Below are 21,510 nucleotides of genomic sequence, written 5' to 3'. Positions count from 1 at the left end.
GACCGGCCCTGCGCACCGCGGGCCGGCGAGCGAAAATAACAGCGAACATAGCGGGAATACCATGCAACACCGCGATCCATCATCGGAAGATCAGCCTTTCATTCAGCCCGCCGACTTTTCATTCGGTGGCGATTCCTCGACCGGCGAAGACGTCAAACCCGGCCCACAGCCGGGTACCGCAGACAAAAAGTCCGGCAGCGGAAAACTAGTCCCGGTCCTGCTGGGCAGCGGTATGCTCGCTGCTCTGGTGGGCGTATTCTGGGTATTGCCGCAGGTGGTTGAAAAGCCGACTGTAACCAGGGTTGCCAGCCCGGTTCAAGATGGCAGCGCACCAGCCACTCCGGTTAAAAAAATCAAGGAATCCCCGTATACCGACGCGGAAATTACCGCACAGCGCAGAGAGGTACAGCAGGTCCTGCAGGAGATACTGCAATTGCAGGAGGAACTCCTGGAGCGAAAGGTGGAAACCTGGGCTGCGGAAGAATACTTTGCCGCACGTACCCTGGCCGAAGAAGCGGACGGCATCTATCGCCAGCGTAAATTTATGCAGGCACTGGAACAGTACCGCCAGGCCCTTGCCGGCATGCAGCAGCTGCGAGACAGTATTCCCCAGCGTATTGAACAACATCTGGCGGAAGGAAACAGCGCACTCGACAGCGGAGACGCCGAAGCGGCCAGCAAGGCTTTTGACCTGGTGCTCACCATATCCGAAAAGCACCCCCGCGGCGTAAAGGGAAAGGAGCGCGCCGAGCTCTTACCCGAGGTGTGGCCACACTTTACCGCCGGTAAGGAAGCCTTCGCGGAAAACACCCTGGATACGGCGAAGGCGGAACTGGAAAAGGCCCTCGAACTGGATGGCGACACAGCACCCGCCAAGGCGCTGCTGCCTGAGGTGAATGCGGCAATCCTGGAACGGGACTACAGCGAGGCGATGTCCGCGGGGTACGCAGCCATCGCCAAAAGTGACTATGACAAGGCCAAGTCGTTTTTCTTAAAAGCGCGAAAGCTGAAACCCAACGCCTCCGATCCCGGTGTGGGTATTGCACAGGCAAATAACGGAATCGCCCAGGCTCGTATCGATCGTCTTTTTGACAGCGCCGCGGCTAGCGAGCAGCAGGAGCAGTGGCACAAGGCCGCAGAAAAGTACGGAAAGCTGATCGCTGAAGACAGCAGCCTGGTAGAGGCCATCACCGGCAAGGCGCGCTCGCAAGCCCGAGCCAAACTGGATGATCAGCTGCAGGAGTTACTCGGTGATCCGTTACTCCTCGGACAAAGCAAGCGCAATCAGTATGCCCGCAAGGTGCTCGCGGAAGCGCGCGCATTAGACGTCAGCACCCCGCGGTTACAGGGCCAGATCGAACAGCTGGAAACTGCACTGACCAAATCCCTGATTCCGATCACCGTATTGTTACAGTCAGATGCCAGCACAAATGTCACCATTTATCACGTTGGCAAGCTGGGAAATTTTTCCGAGCGTGAGATTGCCCTCAAGCCCGGCCGCTACACCGCCGTGGGTACCCGTCACGGGTACCGCGATGTGCGCCAGGAATTTGTGGTCGACCCATCTTCCGAATCACCGGTAGTCACCATCGAGTGTGCAGAGAAAATTAACAGCGCCAATAAATCCTGAAACCTGAAACCCTTTTTCCGCGGGCAGATCAAAGCTGTATGACATTGAAGTCACCCAGGTTTTGACGTAACTGCCCGCGGGCCCCCTCAGATTTTCTGACTGCCCGCCCATTTTCTGAAACCACCTACGACGCCCAAAAGCCGCCTCAAGCGAGTGCTGCAGGTGTGGACGAAATTGTCGTCCCGGTGTCGGTAAAACAGAAAATCCCACGCCAAAAACACCGGTCCACAGCCTGCAACCCTCAGAGCGGACTAAGCTGAAATGCGCGGCTTTGTCTCTGGTAGCAAGCCCGGGGCCGACAGGAGATCGGCGCCAAACCCGTGATCCGGAAGGCAATAAAGCAGCGTCGTTAAAATCAATAACTACGCAGTAACAGGAAATCATAAATGACAGCCAAGGAAGCGGTACCCGTTCGTGATAACGAACCGGAAAATGAAGATCTTTCGGTCATCCAACCGATCGGATTCACCCCGGCCCCGGTTTCCTCCGGCGGCAAAAAACTGCTGCTGTCACCCAAGGCCATCACTGTCGCCGGCTGCCTGTTACTGGGCGCATTGATGCTGGTTTATCTACTGGTGGCGCGCTCCCTGATTTTCGAAACGCAACCCGCGGATGCGGATGTATCCGTCAGCGGCCTGGCCCTGCCCCTGGGCGACGGCCACCTGGTGCTGCCCGGACATTACAGCTACACCATCAGTGCGACAGGCTATATCCCGCAGAGTGGCGAAGTGGAAGTCAGCAGCGACAGTAACAGCCGCCATGCGGTCAATCTGGAACGCCTGCCGGGACACTTGCAGGTTGTGACTGATCCTCAGGTACCGGTACGGGTGCTAGTGAATGGCACCGAAGTTACCAGCAGCGATGGTCTAGCCGAGTCCATTCCCGCAGGCCGCAAGCGCATCACGATCCTCACCGATCGCTACTTGCCATTCAGCAAGGAAATCGAAATCGAAGGTCTGGATAACACCCAGACACTCACAGCCAAATTGCGCCCCGCCTGGGCCAACGTACACATCACCAGCAACCCGGCCGGAGCAACCGTGAGTGTCGAAGGAAAAATCCTCGGTACCACACCGCTCACTGCAGAACTTGTACAGGGAGATCGGCTGGTAGATATTTCGCTGCCCCAATACAAGACCGTACAGGTCCCGGTGCCGGTCACTGCGGGGGTCGACCAGACACTGGAGACCGTCGACCTCAATGCCGCCGATGGCACTCTGCGCGTTGTGACCAACCCACCAGGGGCCAGTGTTACCGTCAATGGTGAGTATCGCGGCCAGACCCCCATGGATCTCGATCTCGCATCCAACAGTCGCCACGAATTGCGTTTTTTCCTCGATGGTTACAGTACCGTGGAACGCAGCGTGGATGTACGCGCGGGCGACCTGCAGGATATGAACGTGCAGCTCACTGCCGTATTCGGCAAGGTCTCCATCTCCAGCAGCCCCGAGGATGCCCAGGTATTTATCGATGGCAAGCTCGCGGGTAGAGCCGGGCAGACCTTCACCCTACCGACCCGCAGCCACACCATTACCGTTCGCAAGTCCGGCTACGAGGACTACCAGACCACCATCGTGCCCTCCAGCAAACTCAAGCAGTCGGTGCGTGCAGTATTACTGACCGGTGAGCAGGCACGCTGGAGCAATGTTGCCGCAGAGATTACCCACGGCGCCGGTGGCAAGATGCTGCTGATGCGTCCGAATACGCAGTTCACCATGGGTTCCTCCCGTCGAGAACAGGGCCGGCGCGCCAACGAGGTGCTGCGAAAAATAGCCCTCACCCGCCCGTTTTATATCGGTGCCACCGAGGTGACCAACCGCGAATATCGCCGCTACAAACGCATGCATAGCTCCAGCCACGCCAACGGTATCAGTCTCGATAACGACAGTCTGCCGGTAGTGAATGTCAGCTGGAATGACGCGGCACTTTTCTGCAACTGGCTCAGTGCACGCGACGGCCTCAAGGAGGTCTATCGCAGCGAGCGCGGCCGGGTGGTCGGGTTCGACGCAAGCGCCAATGGCTATCGCATGCCCACCGAAGCGGAGTGGGCCTGGACCGCCCGTTACGAACGCGGCGCAATGCGCAAATTCCCCTGGGGCGACTCCCTGCCCGTGGGCAAAAATTCCGGCAACTACGCCGACAGCAGTGCCGGCCAGATTGTCCCCGCAGTACTGCGCACCTACAACGACCGCTATGCCGCCACTGCACCCGTCGGTAGCTTCGGCGCCAATCATATGGGTGTGTTTGACATGGGCGGCAATGTATCTGAGTGGATTCACGACCTCTACACCATTGGCACTGGCCTCTCCCTGAAGCGGGAAGAGAACCCCGTGGGTCCCCAGGAAGGGGATTACCACGTGGTTCGCGGTTCCAGCTGGAAACATGCAGGGCTTACCGAACTGCGTCTCTCCTACCGCGACTATGGTGCTGAAGCCCGTGACGATATTGGCTTTCGTGTGGCGCGCTGGGTGAACTGAATTGCTGCGAACAAATGGCTAGTGCAATAACAAGCGAGGCAGTGTTATGAAACCCAAAAATAACTGTGACATGGTGACAAACCCGATCACACCGAGAAGCCGTGCAGGAGTAATTGCGTTCGTCGTGCTCACGACTATCGCCATACCCGGTTTTGCCCAGACCACGCAAACCACAGAAACGGAAACCACTGGAGAAACGGCGAAGTCGCAACAGGCTGAACCGCAGGCAGCAGAAAAAAGTAACGCCTCGGTCAGTGAAAAAACGGCACCGGCCAAGCCGACAAAGATAAAGGCGCAGAGCGCACAAAGCGCAGATAACTACGAGGCAACGGAAGAAATTTCAGAGGACCTTTCGGTCTCCTACCCGGTGGATATCTAACGGACCACCGCAACACGCAATACCGGATTGAACGGACATAATCAGAGCAATACCCGGGCCTTTTGCCAAAGGAATGGCCCCACAAAAAGCGGGAAAACCCATGAAATTCAAGTCTTCAGATTTTGTATTCCAGTTGTTTGCCCTACTCGGGGCAATCATCCTGGTCCACGCAATTTACGTGGCCATCATCCGGCCCAATGCCGACGCCCTGATCGAAGAACAGATGGCTCGCGAAGAAGCCGGCGAAACCTATATCCAGCAGCGATCCATTTACATCGTGATGCGCGACTACGAGCAGGAGGCCTGCTTCGTGCTGATGTTGTGGGCAATGGCCATTATGGGCCTGAAGGCGCGACGCAGCATGCGCGAGCGCAAACTGCTGGACCAGGCGCTGCTCAACGTAAGCGAGGGCACCCCAATCCTGCCGGAGGATGCGCGGGATTTATCGCGACCGATACAGGCGCTACCAGAGGAAGAGCGCAACTTCCTTCTGCCCCGCGCCCTGCTCACCGCACTACAACGCTTCGGCTCCACCCGCAACGTGGCGGCCGTATCCAACTCGGTAAAGGAGGTGTGTGACACCGAGGGCGATCGACTGGACTCTGAACTGGCCATGGTGCGCTACATCACCTGGGCGATTCCCTCGATCGGGTTTATCGGCACGGTACGCGGCATCGGTGAAGCCCTGGCCCAGGCACACCGCGCTGTGGAAGGTGATATTGCCGGGGTTACGGTAAGCCTGGGTGTGGCCTTCAACTCCACTTTTATCGCGCTGGTCATCAGTATCGTAATCATGTTCTTCACCCACCAGCTGCAGCTGATGCAGGAGCGATTGGTACTGGATACACAGAATTATTGTGACAACAAATTATTGCGCTTCCTGAAAGTCAGCTGAGCCCACCTGGCTCACGACCAGCCGGAACCGCCATCTAAAGACAACAGCAAACGGAATAAACAGCGGGTAGCCAGGGAAACGACTATCCGATAAGGGAAAACAGGAGCTCCCATGAGCAAAGGTGTACTGGAAATCAACGACTGTGGCCTGCGCGTTTTCGATGGCAATAACGAGGTACTGGAAAGCCCCGGTGTCGCTATCATCAATACGCGCGAGATCCTCACCGGTACCGGCGCGCTGATGCGTGCGCGCAGCCACCCTACCCAAGTCAACCAGCAGTTCTGGCGTCGGCTCAGCCTCGAGTCGGTAAAGTCTGACAATCCCGGATGTCGCCACCATGCGGACCTCGCATTCTGTCACCTTCAGCATATTGCAGAGCTGTGTGACCTCCCGGACGAAGTCGCGCTGGCCGTCCCGGGAAATTTCACCCGCGAACAGCTCGCGCTGTTGCTGGGAGTCATCAAGGAAAGTCCTTTCAACGCCGTGGCACTGATCGATTCTGCCGCTGCCTGTATCAGCAGCTGCGCACCGCGCGGTGTACACCTGCATATTGACCTGCACCGCCATCAGACCCTGGTGAGCCGCGTGGTAGTACACGAACAGGCGGAACTGGACATTGCGGAAACCGTCACCGACGCAGGACTGCAGCACTTCCAGGAAGCGTGGGCACGTATTTTTACCGATGCTTTCATCATGCAGTGTCGGTTCGACCCACTGCATTCCGCTGAAGCAGAGCAACAACTCTACGACATGCTCCCCCAGTGGATCGCCAAGGCCATGCGCCAGGGTGAGGTGATGGCAGAGCTGGATGACCGCACTGCCAAAGTCAGCCTGCGACAGCTGCAGGATGCCAGTACCCCGATCCTGTCACGGGTGCGTGCGATGATCGAAAACCTCGGTGAACCCAACAGTGTTGTATTCGTTTCCCACCGCTGGGCTGAGATTCCCGGCGGCGCCCAGCTCGCTGAGCGCATTCATCTACTGCCGCACAACGCCGTGGCGCAATCGGCAGAGAAGCGCTGGCAGGAAATTCACAGCGACAGCGGCAACCTGCGCCTGATTACCAGTATGAGCGCAGCGCCGACCACCGAGGTGGCGGTACAGGTCAACGCTGCCGCGGAGGCAGGCGCCACCCACCTGCTCTATGGACATCGCGCGCTGGCTGCACAGCATCCGCTGTTTGTCAGCTGGCAGGAAGGCAAGCTCAATGTCACACCCACCCCGCCCAGCCATCCGGCAGCCACCATCACCAACCACGCCGGTCGCCTGGCCCTGCGTGTGGATGCAGGTGCGCAACTGATGTTGAACGGCGAGGAAATCTCCGCGCCGGTCAACCTCACTGCCGGCGACCGGATCGGTGCGGCCAACTTTGATGATGTAATCACTGCGATCAGCGTGGAGCATTATGGCGCGTAAAAAACGGCGGTTTACAGCGTTCAGCCTGTCGTTTCTGGACATCATGTCCTGCGGTTTTGGGGCCGTCGCATTGATCTTCCTGATCATAAAACACGGCTCCGACAACGACATTCAGGCTGAAAACGAGGACCTGTCAGCGGAAGTGAACCTGCTGCAGGAAGAGGTCCAGTTCGGGCGCGAGCACCTGGTGCTGGCGCGCAACACCCTGGACACCACCAGTGATGAGTTGGCCAAGGCCCAGGGGCTCGCCCGACGCATCATGGATCAGATTGAGGAGGTAAAGGGCAACATTGCGGAGGTCGACAGCAGTACCGATGAAATGGATATCGCCCGCCTGCAGGAAAAACTAAAGAAACTCGAGCAGGCCAAGAAGCAACTGGAAGAAGAAAACAAGAAACTGGGCAACAACGTGCGCAAGTTTGTCGGCGACGGCGATCGGCAATATCTCACCGGGCTGCGCCTTGGCGGTGATCGCATCCTCATTCTGCTGGACTCTTCCGCGAGTATGCTGGGCGACGAACTGATCAAGGTGATCCGTACCCGCAATATGTCCGACTCGGTCAAACGCGACACGGAAAAATGGCGCCGCGCTAAACAGACGGTGTCCTGGTTGGTGTCGCAATTCCCCCAGGACAGCCAGTACCAGATCTACACTTTCAACACCGGCTTCCGCGCTGCCATTGTGGGCACTGAAGACCGCTGGCTGAATGTAGATGACCGGGACCAGATGGACAACGCGATGAAGGAGCTGGATGCCATAGTGCCGCAAAACGGCACCAGCCTGGAGCGTATTTTCAACGCGGTAAACAACATGTCGCCTCTGCCGGACAACATTATCCTGATCACCGACGGTCTACCCACCCAGGGGATGAAGTCGCCGCGGGGTAACACCATTTCCGGCAAGGAACGCCTGAAGCTGTTCCGCAAGGCAGTGGATGCCCTGCCCAAGAGCATCCCGGTCAATGTGGTCCTGGCCCCCATGGAAGGCGATCCCTTCGCCGCCAGTGAATTCTGGAAGCTGGCCATGGAAACCCAGGGGTCTTTCCTCGCACCCTCCAAGGACTGGCCATGAGCAGACGTAACAAACGACAACAGGAAGAGTTCAGCATCTCGTTTCTCGACGTGATCTGTTGCGGCTTTGGCGCCATCGTGCTGTTGCTAATGATCGCCAAGACCGTAGAACCGATTGTCCTCGAAGAAGCCGAACTGGATCTGGACGGACAAGTGCAGGAGCTACAGGAGCAGCTGGCGGAAATCCGCGGCGAGACCTCGGTATTGAATCGCGACCTCAATGCCAAGAAAGAGCAGCTGGATATCGAAACCAAGCGTATTGCCAAGCTCAAGGGTGAGCTGGAAACACTACACGCCCAGTACGCGAGGAAAACCGAAGGCGAGTCCGAGGAAGGCAAGCTCAAGGGCGAACTGACCATTGCCCTGCAAAGTATGACCGATGAGATGAAGCGACTGCTGGGAGAAAACTACCAGCGCAAGAATAACGTCATTGGCGGTATTCCCGTAGACAGCGAATACATCCTGTTCATCATCGACACCTCCGGCAGTATGTTCAATTACGGCTGGGATCGGATGATCGACGAGATGGTCAACACCCTGAACCTGTATCCCAATGTGAAAGGGATACAGGTGATGAACGATATGGGGGACTACATGTTCTCCAATTATCGCAACCGCTGGATTCCGGACACCCCGGGACGTCGCAAGGCAGTGCTCGATCGCCTGCGCTCGTGGAACCCGTTCAGTAACTCGAGCCCGGTAGAGGGTATCCAGAAAGCGGTACGCACTTTTTACGACCCGAACAAGAAAATCAGTATCTATGTACTCGGGGATGAATTTACCGGCAAGTCCATTCGCAACGTGATGATGGCGGTAGACCGGGTAAATGCCCAGCGTGGAGAAGACCAGCGCATGGTGCGGATCCATGCCATCGGTTTCCCGATCCAGTTCTCTCGTCCGCTGCACCTGCAGACCACCGGCCTGCGCTTTGCGGCACTGATGCGCGAACTCACTTACAGAAATGGCGGTACTTTTGTCGGCCTGAACGATTTCCGCTGACACACAGTAAGGGATATGCAGAGGGTTGAGAAAAACCCGGGAGCAGCACATGAATCGGATGTTTAATGGAATCAGCGCGCTCAGGAAATTGTCGCTGTTCGCCGTGGTCGGCCTGTTGACGGCCTGCGCCCACACCGTCTCGGTGGATGGAGAGTTCCCGGCGCCGGTGGGAAATCCGCACCCCCTGACGGTAGGTGTCTACCTGAGCGAGGACTTCAGTGATTTTACTTATAGCGAGAATCGCGACGACCGCGATGAGTGGAACATCAACACCGGGCGCGCACAGAAAAACCTGTTTGAGACAGTACTCGGCTCCATGTTCAAGGAGACGATCAACCTGGCACAGTACCCGACCAATCTGCCCCAGGGGCTCGATCTGGTAATTGTGCCGGAGGTACGTGAACTCCAGTTCACCATGCCGCGGGAAACCCGGGTGAATATCTTCGAGGTGTGGATCAAGTACGACATGCACGCCTATAACCAGCAGGGAGATGCTGTGGCCGAGTGGGTCATTACCGCCTATGGCAAAACCCCTACCGCATTCCTGAAGTCACAGGAAGCCGCGCTCGCCCAGGCCATCAACGTGGCGCTGCGCGATGCGGGCGCAACTCTGTATACCGGTTTTGAACGCGTGCCGGAACTGCAAGCGTTCATTGACAACAAGCGGCGCGCCCTGAGCATGAAGCAGACGGGTGACAACGAATAGTTTCCTTCGCATGCGAGGAAACCAGGTAACCAGGAATCAGGAGATTCCATTCGCGGGTATTTCACAGCTGAAACCCTCGCGAGAATCACAAGGAGGATGTACCGGTGAAATTCCTGAGCGCATTTTTTTCGGTTTCTGTGCTGGCATTACTTTCCAGTGGCTGTACTACCGTGGTGATCGATGAGTATCGCCGCAGTACCGGCGAGCTGGCCCTGGGTGACTCGGTAGTGATCCTAGGGCGACGCCACTCCAGCGACTACGAAACCGAACCGGATCTGATCGACTGTGTAGGCAAGACGCTGCACAACCCCAAAGCCGGGGTGAATGTGATTCCCGAGCGCCAGTTTGTGGATGCGCTCTATCCCTGGTTCGAACCGCGTACCGCGCCCATGCATATAAAGTCCCTCGGTAGGCTGATGGATATTCCCGATGTGCGGGATCGTATGGAAAAGTACGGGGTGAAATACATCGTGTGGATTGATGGCTCCACCGAAACCACCTCCAGTGCGGGTTCCATCGGCTGTTCCATCGGCACTGCCGGTGCCGGCTGCTTCGGCTTCGGCACCTGGGACAAAGAATCCGATTACGAAGCCGCCGTGTGGGATTTCCGCGATCAGGAGCTGTCTGGGAAGATCAGCGCAGATGCCCAGGGTACATCCTACATGCCGGCCATTGTGGTACCGATCCCTCTGATCGCTCGCGTTCAGAACAACGCCTGCAAAGGCATGGCTGCACAGCTGCAGGAATTCCTGCTGCCGCCGCAGTCCGCCAGCCGCTGAGCGGGTAACACTCGACTGGAAACAATAACGACAGGAGACCCAGATGCACACGATCAACAAACTACTGGCAGCAATCCTGCTGGCCACTGCAACCGGCTGTGCCTTCAATCCGGCCACCAACCGGCCGGACCTGGTGCTGATGTCGGAAGAAAAGGAAATCAAGATCGGGCGGGAAATGCATGAAAAGCTGATTGCCAGCACGCCCATCTACAATGACCCGATTCTCAACGCCTACGTTGAGCACGTGGGGCAAAAGGTCGCCAAGGCCAGTGACCGCCCCGATCTCACCTACCACTTTACCGTGATCGACAGCCAGGATATCAACGCCTTCGCCCTGCCCGGCGGCTATGTGTATATCAACCGCGGCCTGCTCACCTATCTGCAGTCGGAAGCCGAGATGGCCGCTGTACTCGCCCATGAGGTGGGCCATATCACCGCCCGTCACGCGGTGCGTCAGAAAACCGCCGCCACAGGTGCCGGAGTGGCTTCGGTGCTCTCGGTTCTCGTCACCGGCAGCGGCGTTGTCGGCGACGTGACCAACTTGTGGAGCACTGCTGCGGTAAAAGGCTATGGTCGTGACATGGAACTGGAGGCGGACAAATTCGGCGCACAGTACATGTACAACGCCGGCTACGACCCACAGTCAATGATCAATGTGATTGCCCTGCTCAAAGACCAGGAGACCTTCGCCCGCCGACGCGCCCGTGTGGAGGGTAAGAAGCAGCAGACGTATCACGGTGTCTTCTCATCACACCCCCGCAATGACGTTCGCCTGCGCGAGGTAGTAGAAGCAGCCGGCGCGCTGCCTGAAGACAAAAAAATAACCAAGGTCGAGTATTACCGGGAAAAGACCGAGGGCATTGTGTACGGGCAGAACGCCCAGGAGAGCGAGAAAAACCGCTTCAACCACAAGAGCCTGGGCTTTTCGCTATTGTTCCCGGAGGGCTGGACGGTGGAAAACCAGCGTACCGCCATCGTGGGTACAGCACCGGACAAGTCTGCGACCCTGACGATCAGGGTAGACAAACGGGATGGCAACCAGCCCGCAGATATGGCTTTGCGCGGTGTATACGATGTGCGCAGCCTGGAGCAGGACGAGGCACTGAACCAGTACCGCTTGGAGGGACACACTGGCAAACTGCCCGTGGCCGGCGAGAATATACCGGACCGGGTCGCAGTGCTGTTTTATGGCAGTCGCCAATACATCCTGGAGGGCCGCATCAATAACAAAAAGCAGGATAGCGAAGAGAGCAGCGAATACGACAACCTGTTCCTGACCAGTATCCGCAGCTTCCGCCCGCTGCGCAAAACCGATGTGGTGAAACCCGATATCAAGCGGGTGAAGTACGTGCAGGCCAATGATAAAACCACATTCTCCTCCCTCGCCCGACATATGGAAATTGGCGAATATGCGGAGGAGCAACTGCGGCTGTTAAACGGTTATTATCCGCGGGGCGAACCCAAGCCCGGCGAATGGATCAAGATTGTGCAGTAATCTCATTTCTCGCGGGCCCAGGCAATTCCCGGGCCCGCAGCGAGAAGAGCGCATTCCCGCTGACCTGCCCGTAACTATTCTGACGCAGCGCTTTACAGCGCATCAATATTTCAATTCCATGACAAATCTCCCGATTCACCGGCCCGAGGTTTTATCCCTTCCCGAGTAACGGTATGTTTGCGCAATACAGATAAATTGCTGGACTGCCCATGCCCTTCAAACCAATCAGGTCTACGCTCGGTTACTGCCTTATTGCAGTATTCCTTACCAGTTTTCTGCCACTGGATGCATCGAGTCAGCCGGATAATACTCCCATAGTGATCGCTCATCGAGGCGCTTCAGGATATCTGCCCGAGCACACACTGGCGGCAAAGACACTGGCCTATGCCATGCGCGCAGACTACATCGAGCAGGACCTGGTGCTGAGCAAAGACAATCACCTGATCGTCATGCACGACATCTACCTGGATAACGTGACGGATGTCGCGGAGAAATTCCCCGGGCGCGCCCGTGCAGACGGACACTTCTACACAATCGACTTCACACTCGCGGAACTGAAGCGCCTGCAGGTTTCCGGCCCTTTTGTATCCGCAGTAAGCCGCAACTTCCCGCAATATGCAGGGCGCTTCCCCCTGTGGAAGTCGCACTTTGAACTGGTGACCTTTGAGCAGGAGCTGGAGTTGATCCAGGGGCTGAATGTCTCGCTGCAATACGACACCGGCATCTATCCGGAAATCAAAAAGCCCTACTTCCATCGCGCAGAGGGACGGGATATTTCCCGCGCGGTACTGGAGACCCTTAAACGTTACGGCTATACCAGCCGCAAACAGAAAGTATTCCTGCAGAGCTTCGATGCAGAAGAGTTACAGCATATCCACAACACACTGATGCCGGAGCTGGAGATGGACCTCCCATTGATACAGCTGATCGCAGAGACGGAATGGGAAGAAAAGCGTGTACAGCGGGATGGAACGTGGGTCAATTACGACTACGACTGGATGCGCACCCCAGAGGGGCTGAAAACGATAGCGGGCTACGCCGATGGGATTGGTCCCTGGCTTCCCATGCTGGTGGTTGAAGCGGATGGCGACGAACCCTACGTACCTAACGGTCTGGCCTCAACCGCCCACAAGCACGGTCTCAAGGTTCATCCCTATACATTTCGCGCTGACCCGCAGCAGCTGCCCGACAACCTGGAGAGCTTCGACGATCTGCTGTCGCTGTATCTAAACGATGTCGGTGTAGACGGGGTATTTACCGATCATCCGGACAAGGTGCGCAGGTTTGTTGATGGGCTCGACGCGCCAGCGGCAACACCGTAGACCGCGCCGGGAAGGCTTCCACTCACGCTGGCTCGGGACTGGGCGCTGTCAGGTTGGATTCCGTTTCAGGTTCATCCGCTATCTCCATGCGCGGCTGCGCTGACATGGCCGCGCCATGTGGCTCCTGTTCCGGATGATATTCAACCACGATGTTGCGTCCTCGCTCCTTGGCACAGTAAAGGGCGCGGTCGGCCTGACGCAGAAGCTTTTCTACCGGGTCACCGGGCACACCGTGGGCAACACCGATGCTGGAAGTAAACTGGATAAAACCATCCAGGCACGACAGGCGCACGCTTGCGATATTGTCCCGAAGCCGCTCGGCGGTATACAGGGAATCGGGCTTGGTCTCAGTCAGCAAAAGGGCAAACTCTTCACCGCCAAGGCGACCAAACACATCGGTTTCGCGAATTTTTGTCTGGATCGTCTGGCTGAACAGGCGCAACGCCTCGTCGCCGACACCGTGCCCGTGATTGTCATTGATAGACTTGAAATGATCGATATCGAACATCAGCAGGCTGATGGGTTCCCCTTTGCGCTCCGCCCGCTTGATACATAACTCGGCCTCGGCGAGAAAGCTGCGGCGATTGCGAACCCCGGTAAGCGGATCGGTACGCGCTTCCATTTCCGCCTGAAGCTTGGCTTTTTCCAGTTCCTCGGTACGCGCGCGTACCTGGCCTTCGAGTTTGACCTTGGACTCTTCCAGATGGCGGCGGTACTGACGCTCCGATTCCAGCCCCTGCAAACGCACCCGCCGTAACTTCAGGCCCATCGCCGCCATGATCGTGACCATCTCGATAAATGAACTCAGCGGCGGCAGGTAGTAATTGACCAGGTTGTGCTCGACCAACCCGAGGTCACGCAGCGCCTGGTAAAACAGGCCCATCAACAGCAGTGTCCAGCCAACCGCAAATACCGCCGCTTCACTGGACCCCTGCCGCCAGCGCACCAGTGCGATGACCGTGGAAGCGGGATACAGCAGAAGCGCCAGGGTGATACTGATCAGCGCTACGGCCTTCACCTGCAGCAGAGCACTGACCAACAACACGGTGGCGTTGACCATCATCAGGATGAGAATGTAATCCAGCCTGGGCGTGTACTTGCGGGTTTGCAGGAAAAGCCGGTCAAATATGACTCCGCACAGAATGCTCACCGCACCAGTGGCGGACATATAGCTCCAGTGAAAACTGTCGCGCAACAGATACTGGTGGGTGAAACCCAGGATGGTTCCCCATGCCACGATCTTTGACAGGCCATAGACGAAGTACGCAAAGAAGCTCGACTCTCCCGTAGTCATGCCCACGATCAGTGAAAAGAGGGAGATCAGGGCGATTCCTCCAAACAGAAATGCCACTATCGCCGTTTCCCCGGTGTGGGACTGGCTCAGCTTCTGCGGGCTCCAGATACGCATGGAAGGAAAGACGAAACCAGCCTCTTCCGAGTCAAAGCGCACCAGGAATTCCACGGTTTCCCCTGGCGCCAGAGTTACCGGTACCACAAAACGATTGTGGAATACCGGGCGTTTGGAAAATGCTTCCCCCATTACCAGCTCGACGATGGGTTCAAAGCCGGCCTCGCCCCCTGGACCTGAGGCCGGGCGACGCGCAAACGCCTGCAAGCGGATCACCTGATGGTCCACATATTCCAGGTTCAGGGGCACAGATTTTTCTGTGGGATTTACCAGCGCGAAGTAAGACCAGTAACTGCCCTTCTGCAGACCTGTCGAACCCGCACCCGGCAGTGGTTGAAAGCCCCCCTCTGCCAGTGCCTGCCGTGCATCAGCCAGATCCGCCGTACCGCTGACGTCGTGCCAGATGGCCTGCTGCCCAGTCCGTTGATCACCGCTCTCAACCGTACCGATCGCAATGGGCGACACCGGGGTTACCGCAGACGCTTCAGTATGGGCGGCTACAGGCAGCAGCAGGGAAATCAACAGGATAGTGACCCGCAATACCGCAGAAACAGCCGGGGAAATTAGAGATGTCGTCATCATTATCCTGAAAGCCAGGTTGCCACAGCAATACGACTGCGCGCATGAAGAATCCCGGCTCGTTATTGACTGTTATCCTTGAAGCCCTCATTACCGGGGCTACAAGCGGGGCCTACCCGACCGGGAAAATATGAGGGGAGTGTACCGATTCGTAAAATTTTTATCATGCCCCTTTTCCCCTGCAGAACCGGGGGCTTAAGGAGATTCACATTTTTTCGAAAAAGTACCTCGCACCAGTGCGCGCAGGAGCATAAAAAAGCCCTCACGATTAGCCCCAAAGGGCTATTCAGGCGAGCACAAAGAGAAATACATCACACTTTCGACACGGAAATCGCCAACAAAAAGGCTGCAAAAGAGCAGCCTTTAGAATTTTTTTCTCTCAATATTTAACCCTTAAACACCGAGCGCTAAAAGTTAAATTAAAAATAGAAAAATCAGTCAAATTTTGAGAAGTCTGCGGGACGCTTTTCCATAAACGCTGTGGCTGCTTCGCGGAACTCATCCGACTGCAATCGCTTCTGGAAATGCCCGGCCTCTTCCCGAATAACCGCAAGCCCGTTCTCCATGGTTCCCTGCCTCAGCAGCTTTTTACTCAGGCGCACCGCTTCCGGTGCTTTTTGCGCGAGCTCGCGAGCGTATTCCCGCGCGCGGCTGAGCGCTTCGCCGGAGTACACAACTTCATTGAGGATATTTACATCCGCTGCCGTATGCGCGTCGAACTTCTTGCCCAGCAACAACAGCTCAGAGGCCTTCGCCTGCCCCATGATCCGCGGCAGCAGGAAGCTGGAGCAGTACTCCGGACACAGCCCCAGGTTTACGAACGGCATCTGGAACACCGCGTCGTCATCGGCGATGGACAGGTCGCAGTGCAACAGCATGGTAGTGCCGATACCCACTGCCGGGCCACTGACCGAAGCCACAACCGGTTTGGGGAAGTTGTACAGGGCCATCATGAACTGGAATACCGGTGACTCCTCTCCGGTCGCAGAACCGCCAAGGAAATCCGCCAGGTCGTTACCGCTGGTGAAAGCTCCGCCAGTACCGGTCAGGATAACAACCCGGATACCGGGGTCATTGGCGGCACTATTAAGCAGCTCCGCCATGGCTGAGTACATGGCCATGGTCAGCGCATTTTTGCGCTCTGGCCGGTTTATGGTGATTTCCAGTACCCGGTCGGATACCTGGGCCTGAATTTCTGCACATGTACTCTGCATAGCGGACTCCGCAATCTTGCTGTTTATCACAGGTTATATAGCGCCGACTGGCAGGCGCCAGCTGGCAGGCGGCATGACCTCAAATACAGATTATGGTCACAACCGGAAAGACACTAGTTTAGCCACTCCCCCTTCTCACACGAGGTCCAATTCGACCAGTTTGGGTTACGGATTCTGAAACAAACTCGACAATCAGACTTTTCCAATCTGACCCGCATAGACCTTATAATGCGACCAAACTTTGCGCGATTTACGCAATTTCAGATTCACAAGCCTGCAGAAACCGGTATAACCATTTCGAAAGCAGGAGAAGATGAGGGAAGCTCTCAAAATGACCGTGACTTACAGCTCCTACCTCAAGGTAGACGACCTACTCAAATGCCAGCAGCCCCTGTCTGAAGGCCCGGAGCACGACGAACTGCTGTTTATCGTGATTCACCAGAGCTATGAGCTCTGGTTCAAACAGCTGTTACACGAGCTGGACTTCCTGGTGCGTCTTTTCAATGCCGGAGAGCGCAATCGCGCCCTGCACACACTGAAACGGGTAGATGCCATCTACCGCACACTGATCCAGCAGGTGGATATCCTCGAGACACTGACTCCGCTGGAGTTCATGTCATTTCGCGACCGCCTCTCCACCGCCAGTGGCTTCCAGTCCTACCAGTTCCGCGAGCTGGAGTTCCTGTACGGCGCGAAAGATGCGAAGAAGCTGGAGAATTACGAGCCGGGCTCAGAGCACTACCAGCGCTTGCAGAAACGCTTGCAGGCACCGACCCTGTGGGACGCTTTCCTGCGCTTCCTCGCACACGAGGGGCACGAAATACCGACAGCGGTACTGGAGCGTGACTTCAGCCAGGTCGCAGCAACGTCCAGCGCCGTACAGAAGGTACTGATTGACGTGTACCGGAATGACCCGCTGGTAAGCGACATCTGCGAGGCACTGGTGGATATCGACACATCCCTGCAACAGTGGCGTTACCGGCACGTAAAGATGGTGGAGCGCACCATCGGCAGCAAAATGGGCACCGGCGGCTCCAGTGGCGTGGGCTACCTGCAGAGCACCCTGTTCAAGCCCGTATTCCCGGACCTGTGGGCCATCCGCTCCGAATTCTGAGGGCAAACCGCAGACACAAAAAAAGCCAGCATTTGCTGGCTTTTTCATCCTGTGAGGGCGATACCGTCAGAGAATTATCTCTTGTCGTCGAACGGTACCAGTGAAACCTGAATGTTCGGGTTCACCTCTTTCGCCGCATCGGCGATGGTCACATAAGTGTCCGCGCTGGATTTGTTGTGCGCACGTACAATCACGATGGCCTGCGGGTTTTCCGCAAACATCTGTGCGATACGGGCACGTACAGCACGGCTGTCAATGCGGTTCTGGCCCATCCAGATCTCGTCGGCAGAGTTCACTGTAATCAGGATATTCTGCTTATCGGGATCGGGCGGAGTCTGTTCAGTCTGATCAGGATCCGGCACGTTCACGTCCAGCGCCTTCTCTTTTACGAAGGATGCCGTCACGATAAAGAAGATCAGCATGATAAACACAACGTCCAGCATGGGCGTCAGGTCAATATCGGCCTTTTCTTCTTCTACGGCCTTACCGCGTCGTCTACTCATAAAACACCGTACTGTTTTTTAATTCGAATTCGCCGGTTACACCGGTCTAATCAGGTGGGGAAGATTGCCGGGAAATGGCCATCAATGCAAGTGCAACCTGTGCGTCTTGGTTATACCCCTTTAAAATCAATGAGTTATATCACACTAATCGACAAAAAGCTCAAAAATCACACAGCCAATTCGTCCTTTCGCGCCGCCAGATAGCCCTGATAGTCAGGTACTTGCCGGGGGAAACTCCGGGTCATCAGCTCGGAATGGATCATCATATCGGCACTGCTGGCATTACAGGCCACCGGAATATTCCATACCGCGGCAATCCGCAGCAACGCCTTGACGTCCGGGTCATGGGGCATCGGCTCGAAGGGATCCCAGAAAAATACCAGGATATCCACCTCGCCCTGGCAAATTCTGGCTCCGAGCTGCTGGTCGCCCCCCATAGGGCCGCTGAACAACTGCTCCACCGGCATACCGGTGGCGGCCTCGATCTTGCTGCCAGTGGTCCCGGTACCCAGCAGGTGGTGCTGCTCGAGTATGCCGCGATGCTGACGACACCACTCGATCAATGCGGCCTTGCGATTGTCATGCGCTACCAGTGCAATGCGCTTCTGCGCGGCAATCGGCTGATCAATATAATCCACATAGCCCCCAATGGAATCTGCTCTATTCGGTTATGCACTCGCGATATGCCGGGAGCACCGGATGATTATGCTAAATTCCGCGCCCAGCATCCATCGCGAGCACCCAATGTCTCTATCCACCTGGCCGAGTGCGGCATTTCAGGGTGCGGGGATATCACGACTCGATACCGGGCAATGCCGGGTAGAGCATCCCGTCGTGGTGCGTATAATCCGCCCCATTGTGAATGCATAGCCCGTTCTGGCCATGCCTACCTATAAAGGAGTGATTATGAGTGTCGGTGCCTGGGAACCAGACAACCAAGCTTCCAACGATCAGCCGCGCACAGAGATCGACCGCGCGCTGATAAAACGCATCATCGATGCAATCAATGAAGCAGATGGCGCGAACACGGACGGGAACCCCGCACCGGAGCTCAAGTCTTTCGGGCAGGAGCTGCTGTCTGCAAACTGGCTCGCAGGCCTGCCCGCCACCCAGTGGTTGGAAGAGGCATCCCACTGGGACAGCGCCCAGGTGTGGGCACTGATCCGCTTCTTCACATTGGCAGAAATGCAGCTACAGGACTGGCAGGGCGGAGCCGAGTCACCGGTCATTCCCCTGGCCAAATCCCTCCGCCAGCGCAAAGCACCGCTGCAGCGGGAGCAGTTACTGTGGATTCGCCAGCATTCCGACAATCGCTACCTGCCTTACGGACCACTGTAGTTCACACCAACCTGCGCAACGTGCACTGGCTCTTACGAGCTATTGTTTGGGAAGGTTGCGATATCACCGCAATTGATACTGCTTAATAAAAAAGGCGTAGTGGAATATCCACTACGCCTTTTTTATTCGCTGCTGCGGTCTCTCGGAAGAAGCAGATTCAGATGGAATTCGTTCGCAACGATCTCTCTCAATCGCCTCTCTCAATCGCCTCTCTCAATCGCCTCTCTCAATCATCGATGCGAAACAGCTGAGCGCGCAGCGTCCCCGCGCTCGCCGGAACCCGGTAATTCGCCGATAGTTCCCGCCAGAGGACAAAACCTTCATTATCAATCAGCCAGGCACTGGGACGTGCAGCATCCCGCACCCACGGGCGCAGAATAAGCGGGGCCGCGGAGCGGGCCACAAATGCTGATGTATTTTCGCCATTAACGTCCAGCTGCTGCAGCGCAACCAGTTTCTTACTGCGCCCGACGTCGCTCCGAACGCCGCCTCCCACTCCACTCTCGACATTGCTATCCGCCCCAGTATCCTGCCCGCTGCCCGGGTAAATAGCTGCAATCAACTGGGCTGGCCATTTATGTTCCGGTTGCGTGCCAAACAGGATCAAACCGATATCTCGTTGTGCCAGGTCCGGCAGCAGCGCCCGCATCTGGTGCAGTTGGTCTCGACTCCCCGCGCAATAACTACCGCGCAAGAACACCGCCAGCACCCCACGTAACTGTCGCTCGCGACAAAAGTTCTCAGCCTGCCATTTTTTGTCACCCACAAGCGCAATGGCTGGGAACTGCGTATCTACCGCCGGTGTTCGCGGATGGCCCACCGCACTCAGGTGATACAGATAAACCAGCAGTATAAATAGATTGCACAGGGACAGATAAATCGGCAATCCGCGGTCGGTATCCGTCAATAAAACAATTGCCAGGCCGAATAGCACACCGGAAAAAGCACCCGGTTCACGCAAATCGCCCGCAAATGTTTCCGCTTTCAGATAACGCAGTGCCATCCATAATGGCAGAGCCCAGGCATTAATTAGCAGCCCGAACCACGCCGATAGAGAAGCACTAGTGTCCCCCTTGGCAATCGCATAAATGGCCCCGATTCCACAGAGCAGCAAGCAGAAAAACGCGATAAATGTAAAAAAAACCTTAAATTTATTCATTAGAGAGTAAAAACGCCCTTAAAACACTTGCATTCAAGCATATAAATAAGCTGCAATTAGCGCGATGAATTCCACTCATCCAAAATAACACCTAAATACTAAATTTAGATACAGGGATATTTTATGGCCGCACGTAAATCTGCCAAGAAAGTGAATGCCGTTGCGAAGTTGGAAGCGGAACTCGCCTCTTTGAAAGCTCAGCTGGAAAAGGCGCGCAGCACACAAGAAGCCGCCGCTAAAAAAGAAGCTGATAAGGCCTCCAAAGAAGCTGAGACAGCAGCAAAGAAAGCACTCGCAGCTGCCGCCAAGGTAAAAGCAGCGCGCGCGAAGAAGAAATCCGCCGCTCAGCAAAAGCAATTGAAAGCCGCCCAGACTGCCGCTTCTGCTGCTAAAAAAGCCGCCACCGCAGCCAAGTCCGCCGCTACCGAAGCCAAGTCCAAGCTGGCCACCATCAGCGCTGACAACAAGCTGGCCACCAAAATTGCCAAGGCTGTAGCTAAGGAAGAGGCCGCCATCTCCAAGAAGCTGGCCGCAGCTGAGAAGAAGAAAGCCGCCGCCGCCGCCAAGAAAGCTGCTGCTGCTGCCAAGAAGAAGGCCGCTGCAGACAAGAAGAAAGCCGCTGCTGCCGCCAAGAAAGCAGCCGCCGCTGCTAAGAAGAAAGCCGCCGCTGCCAAGAAGAAGGCTGCTGCCGCCGCCAAGAAGAAGGCTGCTGCTGAGAAGCAAAAAGCTGCCGCTGCCAAAAAGAAGGCAGCTGAAAAAGCCAAGAAGGCCGCTGCCAAGACCAAGGCTAAAGCCAAGACTGCAGCTAAGAAAAAGCCAGGTCGTCCGGCCAAGAAAGCCGCTACCAAAACTGCCGCTAAGAAGCCTGGTCGTCCGGCCAAGTCCGCTGCAGCGAAGAAAAAGCCGGGTCGTCCGCCCAAGTCTGCCGCTGCCAAGAAAGCACCGGCTCGTCGCGGTCGTCCGCCGAAAGCCAAAGCCTAAACTGTCATTACTGGCAGATAGAACGAAAAAACCCCGGCTCGCCGG

General features: G+C 56.5%; 19 protein-coding genes. 14 read left to right on the top strand and 5 right to left on the bottom strand.

Annotated features, from left to right (window positions below; translation table 11 throughout):
• Positions 1-61 precede the first annotated feature (61 nt).
• The 11 genes from HUW35_RS10595 to glpQ all read left to right on the top strand — a co-directional run bounded on the left by HUW35_RS10595 (position 62) and on the right by glpQ (position 13,169).
• The gene (locus tag HUW35_RS10595) at positions 62-1,630 is read left to right on the top strand and encodes a lipopolysaccharide assembly protein LapB (RefSeq protein WP_181252314.1); all 1,569 of its coding nucleotides are present in this window, start codon (positions 62-64) and stop codon (positions 1,628-1,630) included.
• A 386-nt stretch (positions 1,631-2,016) separates the two neighbouring features.
• On the top strand, positions 2,017-4,107 hold the full coding sequence (locus tag HUW35_RS10590; RefSeq protein ID WP_181252313.1) for a PEGA domain-containing protein: 2,091 nt from the start codon (positions 2,017-2,019) through the stop codon (positions 4,105-4,107).
• 46 nt (positions 4,108-4,153) lie between these two features.
• A complete protein-coding gene (locus HUW35_RS10585; protein ID WP_181252312.1) occupies positions 4,154-4,486 on the top strand; it encodes a hypothetical protein in 333 nt (110 codons plus the stop codon).
• Between the two features lie 100 nt (positions 4,487-4,586).
• Entirely contained in the window at positions 4,587-5,381 is a 795-nt protein-coding gene (locus HUW35_RS10580; protein ID WP_181252311.1) for a MotA/TolQ/ExbB proton channel family protein, read from the top strand.
• A 111-nt stretch (positions 5,382-5,492) separates the two neighbouring features.
• On the top strand, positions 5,493-6,797 hold the full coding sequence (locus HUW35_RS10575) for a hypothetical protein (protein ID WP_181252310.1): 1,305 nt from the start codon (positions 5,493-5,495) through the stop codon (positions 6,795-6,797).
• The gene (locus HUW35_RS10570) at positions 6,787-7,869 is read left to right on the top strand and encodes a vWA domain-containing protein (RefSeq protein ID WP_181252309.1); all 1,083 of its coding nucleotides are present in this window, start codon (positions 6,787-6,789) and stop codon (positions 7,867-7,869) included. The genes HUW35_RS10575 and HUW35_RS10570 overlap by 11 nt, the downstream gene beginning before the upstream one ends.
• Positions 7,866-8,867 carry a vWA domain-containing protein gene (locus tag HUW35_RS10565; protein WP_181252308.1) on the top strand — a complete coding sequence of 334 codons (1,002 nt, stop codon included), beginning with the start codon at positions 7,866-7,868 and terminating at the stop codon, positions 8,865-8,867. Before HUW35_RS10570 ends, HUW35_RS10565 begins: the two co-directional genes overlap by 4 nt.
• A 49-nt stretch (positions 8,868-8,916) precedes the next feature.
• Positions 8,917-9,573, top strand: coding sequence for a hypothetical protein (locus HUW35_RS10560; RefSeq protein ID WP_255463230.1), 657 nt, complete (start codon positions 8,917-8,919; stop codon positions 9,571-9,573).
• A gap of 104 nt (positions 9,574-9,677) precedes the next feature.
• Positions 9,678-10,352, top strand: coding sequence for a hypothetical protein (locus HUW35_RS10555; protein ID WP_255463229.1), 675 nt, complete (start codon positions 9,678-9,680; stop codon positions 10,350-10,352).
• A 43-nt stretch (positions 10,353-10,395) separates the two neighbouring features.
• The gene (locus tag HUW35_RS10550) at positions 10,396-11,847 is read left to right on the top strand and encodes a M48 family metalloprotease (RefSeq protein ID WP_181252307.1); all 1,452 of its coding nucleotides are present in this window, start codon (positions 10,396-10,398) and stop codon (positions 11,845-11,847) included.
• 209 nt (positions 11,848-12,056) lie between these two features.
• Positions 12,057-13,169, top strand: coding sequence for a glycerophosphodiester phosphodiesterase (gene glpQ / locus HUW35_RS10545; protein ID WP_181252306.1), 1,113 nt, complete (start codon positions 12,057-12,059; stop codon positions 13,167-13,169).
• A 22-nt stretch (positions 13,170-13,191) separates the two neighbouring features.
• Here the strand turns inward: glpQ and HUW35_RS10540 are convergent, their stop codons facing one another.
• Complete coding sequence (locus HUW35_RS10540) at positions 13,192-15,156, bottom strand: diguanylate cyclase (RefSeq protein ID WP_181252305.1); 1,965 nt, start codon at positions 15,154-15,156, stop codon at positions 13,192-13,194.
• 434 nt (positions 15,157-15,590) lie between these two features.
• On the bottom strand, positions 15,591-16,370 hold the full coding sequence (locus HUW35_RS10535; protein WP_181252304.1) for an enoyl-CoA hydratase: 780 nt from the start codon (positions 16,368-16,370) through the stop codon (positions 15,591-15,593).
• A gap of 331 nt (positions 16,371-16,701) precedes the next feature.
• Here HUW35_RS10535 and HUW35_RS10530 point away from each other — a divergent pair, with 331 nt between their 5' ends.
• Positions 16,702-17,484 carry a tryptophan 2,3-dioxygenase gene (locus HUW35_RS10530; RefSeq protein ID WP_181252303.1) on the top strand — a complete coding sequence of 261 codons (783 nt, stop codon included), beginning with the start codon at positions 16,702-16,704 and terminating at the stop codon, positions 17,482-17,484.
• Between the two features lie 74 nt (positions 17,485-17,558).
• Here HUW35_RS10530 and HUW35_RS10525 read toward each other — a convergent pair whose 3' ends face one another.
• Together HUW35_RS10525 and HUW35_RS10520 are read right to left on the bottom strand one after the other, a co-directional pair.
• Positions 17,559-17,987 carry a biopolymer transporter ExbD gene (locus HUW35_RS10525; RefSeq protein WP_078085178.1) on the bottom strand — a complete coding sequence of 143 codons (429 nt, stop codon included), beginning with the start codon at positions 17,985-17,987 and terminating at the stop codon, positions 17,559-17,561.
• A 167-nt stretch (positions 17,988-18,154) separates the two neighbouring features.
• A complete protein-coding gene (locus HUW35_RS10520) occupies positions 18,155-18,625 on the bottom strand; it encodes a methylglyoxal synthase (protein WP_181252302.1) in 471 nt (156 codons plus the stop codon).
• 268 nt (positions 18,626-18,893) lie between these two features.
• Between HUW35_RS10520 and HUW35_RS10515 the strand changes: the two genes are divergently transcribed.
• Entirely contained in the window at positions 18,894-19,325 is a 432-nt protein-coding gene (locus tag HUW35_RS10515; RefSeq protein WP_181252301.1) for a hypothetical protein, read from the top strand.
• A 226-nt stretch (positions 19,326-19,551) separates the two neighbouring features.
• Here the strand turns inward: HUW35_RS10515 and HUW35_RS10510 are convergent, their stop codons facing one another.
• Positions 19,552-20,328, bottom strand: a complete 777-nt coding sequence (locus HUW35_RS10510; RefSeq protein ID WP_181252300.1) for a hypothetical protein — start codon at positions 20,326-20,328, stop codon at positions 19,552-19,554.
• Between the two features lie 279 nt (positions 20,329-20,607).
• Here HUW35_RS10510 and HUW35_RS10505 point away from each other — a divergent pair, with 279 nt between their 5' ends.
• Positions 20,608-21,465 (top strand): hypothetical protein, encoded by an 858-nt coding sequence (locus HUW35_RS10505; RefSeq protein WP_181252299.1) that lies wholly within the window; start codon positions 20,608-20,610, stop codon positions 21,463-21,465.
• Positions 21,466-21,510 lie beyond the last annotated feature (45 nt).

Source organism: Microbulbifer sp. YPW1 (assembly GCF_013367775.1).
Taxonomy (GTDB): Bacteria; Pseudomonadota; Gammaproteobacteria; order Pseudomonadales; family Cellvibrionaceae; genus Microbulbifer.
Note: the sequence above shows the minus strand (reverse complement) of the source record. Positions and strands in the feature narration are given on the sequence as shown.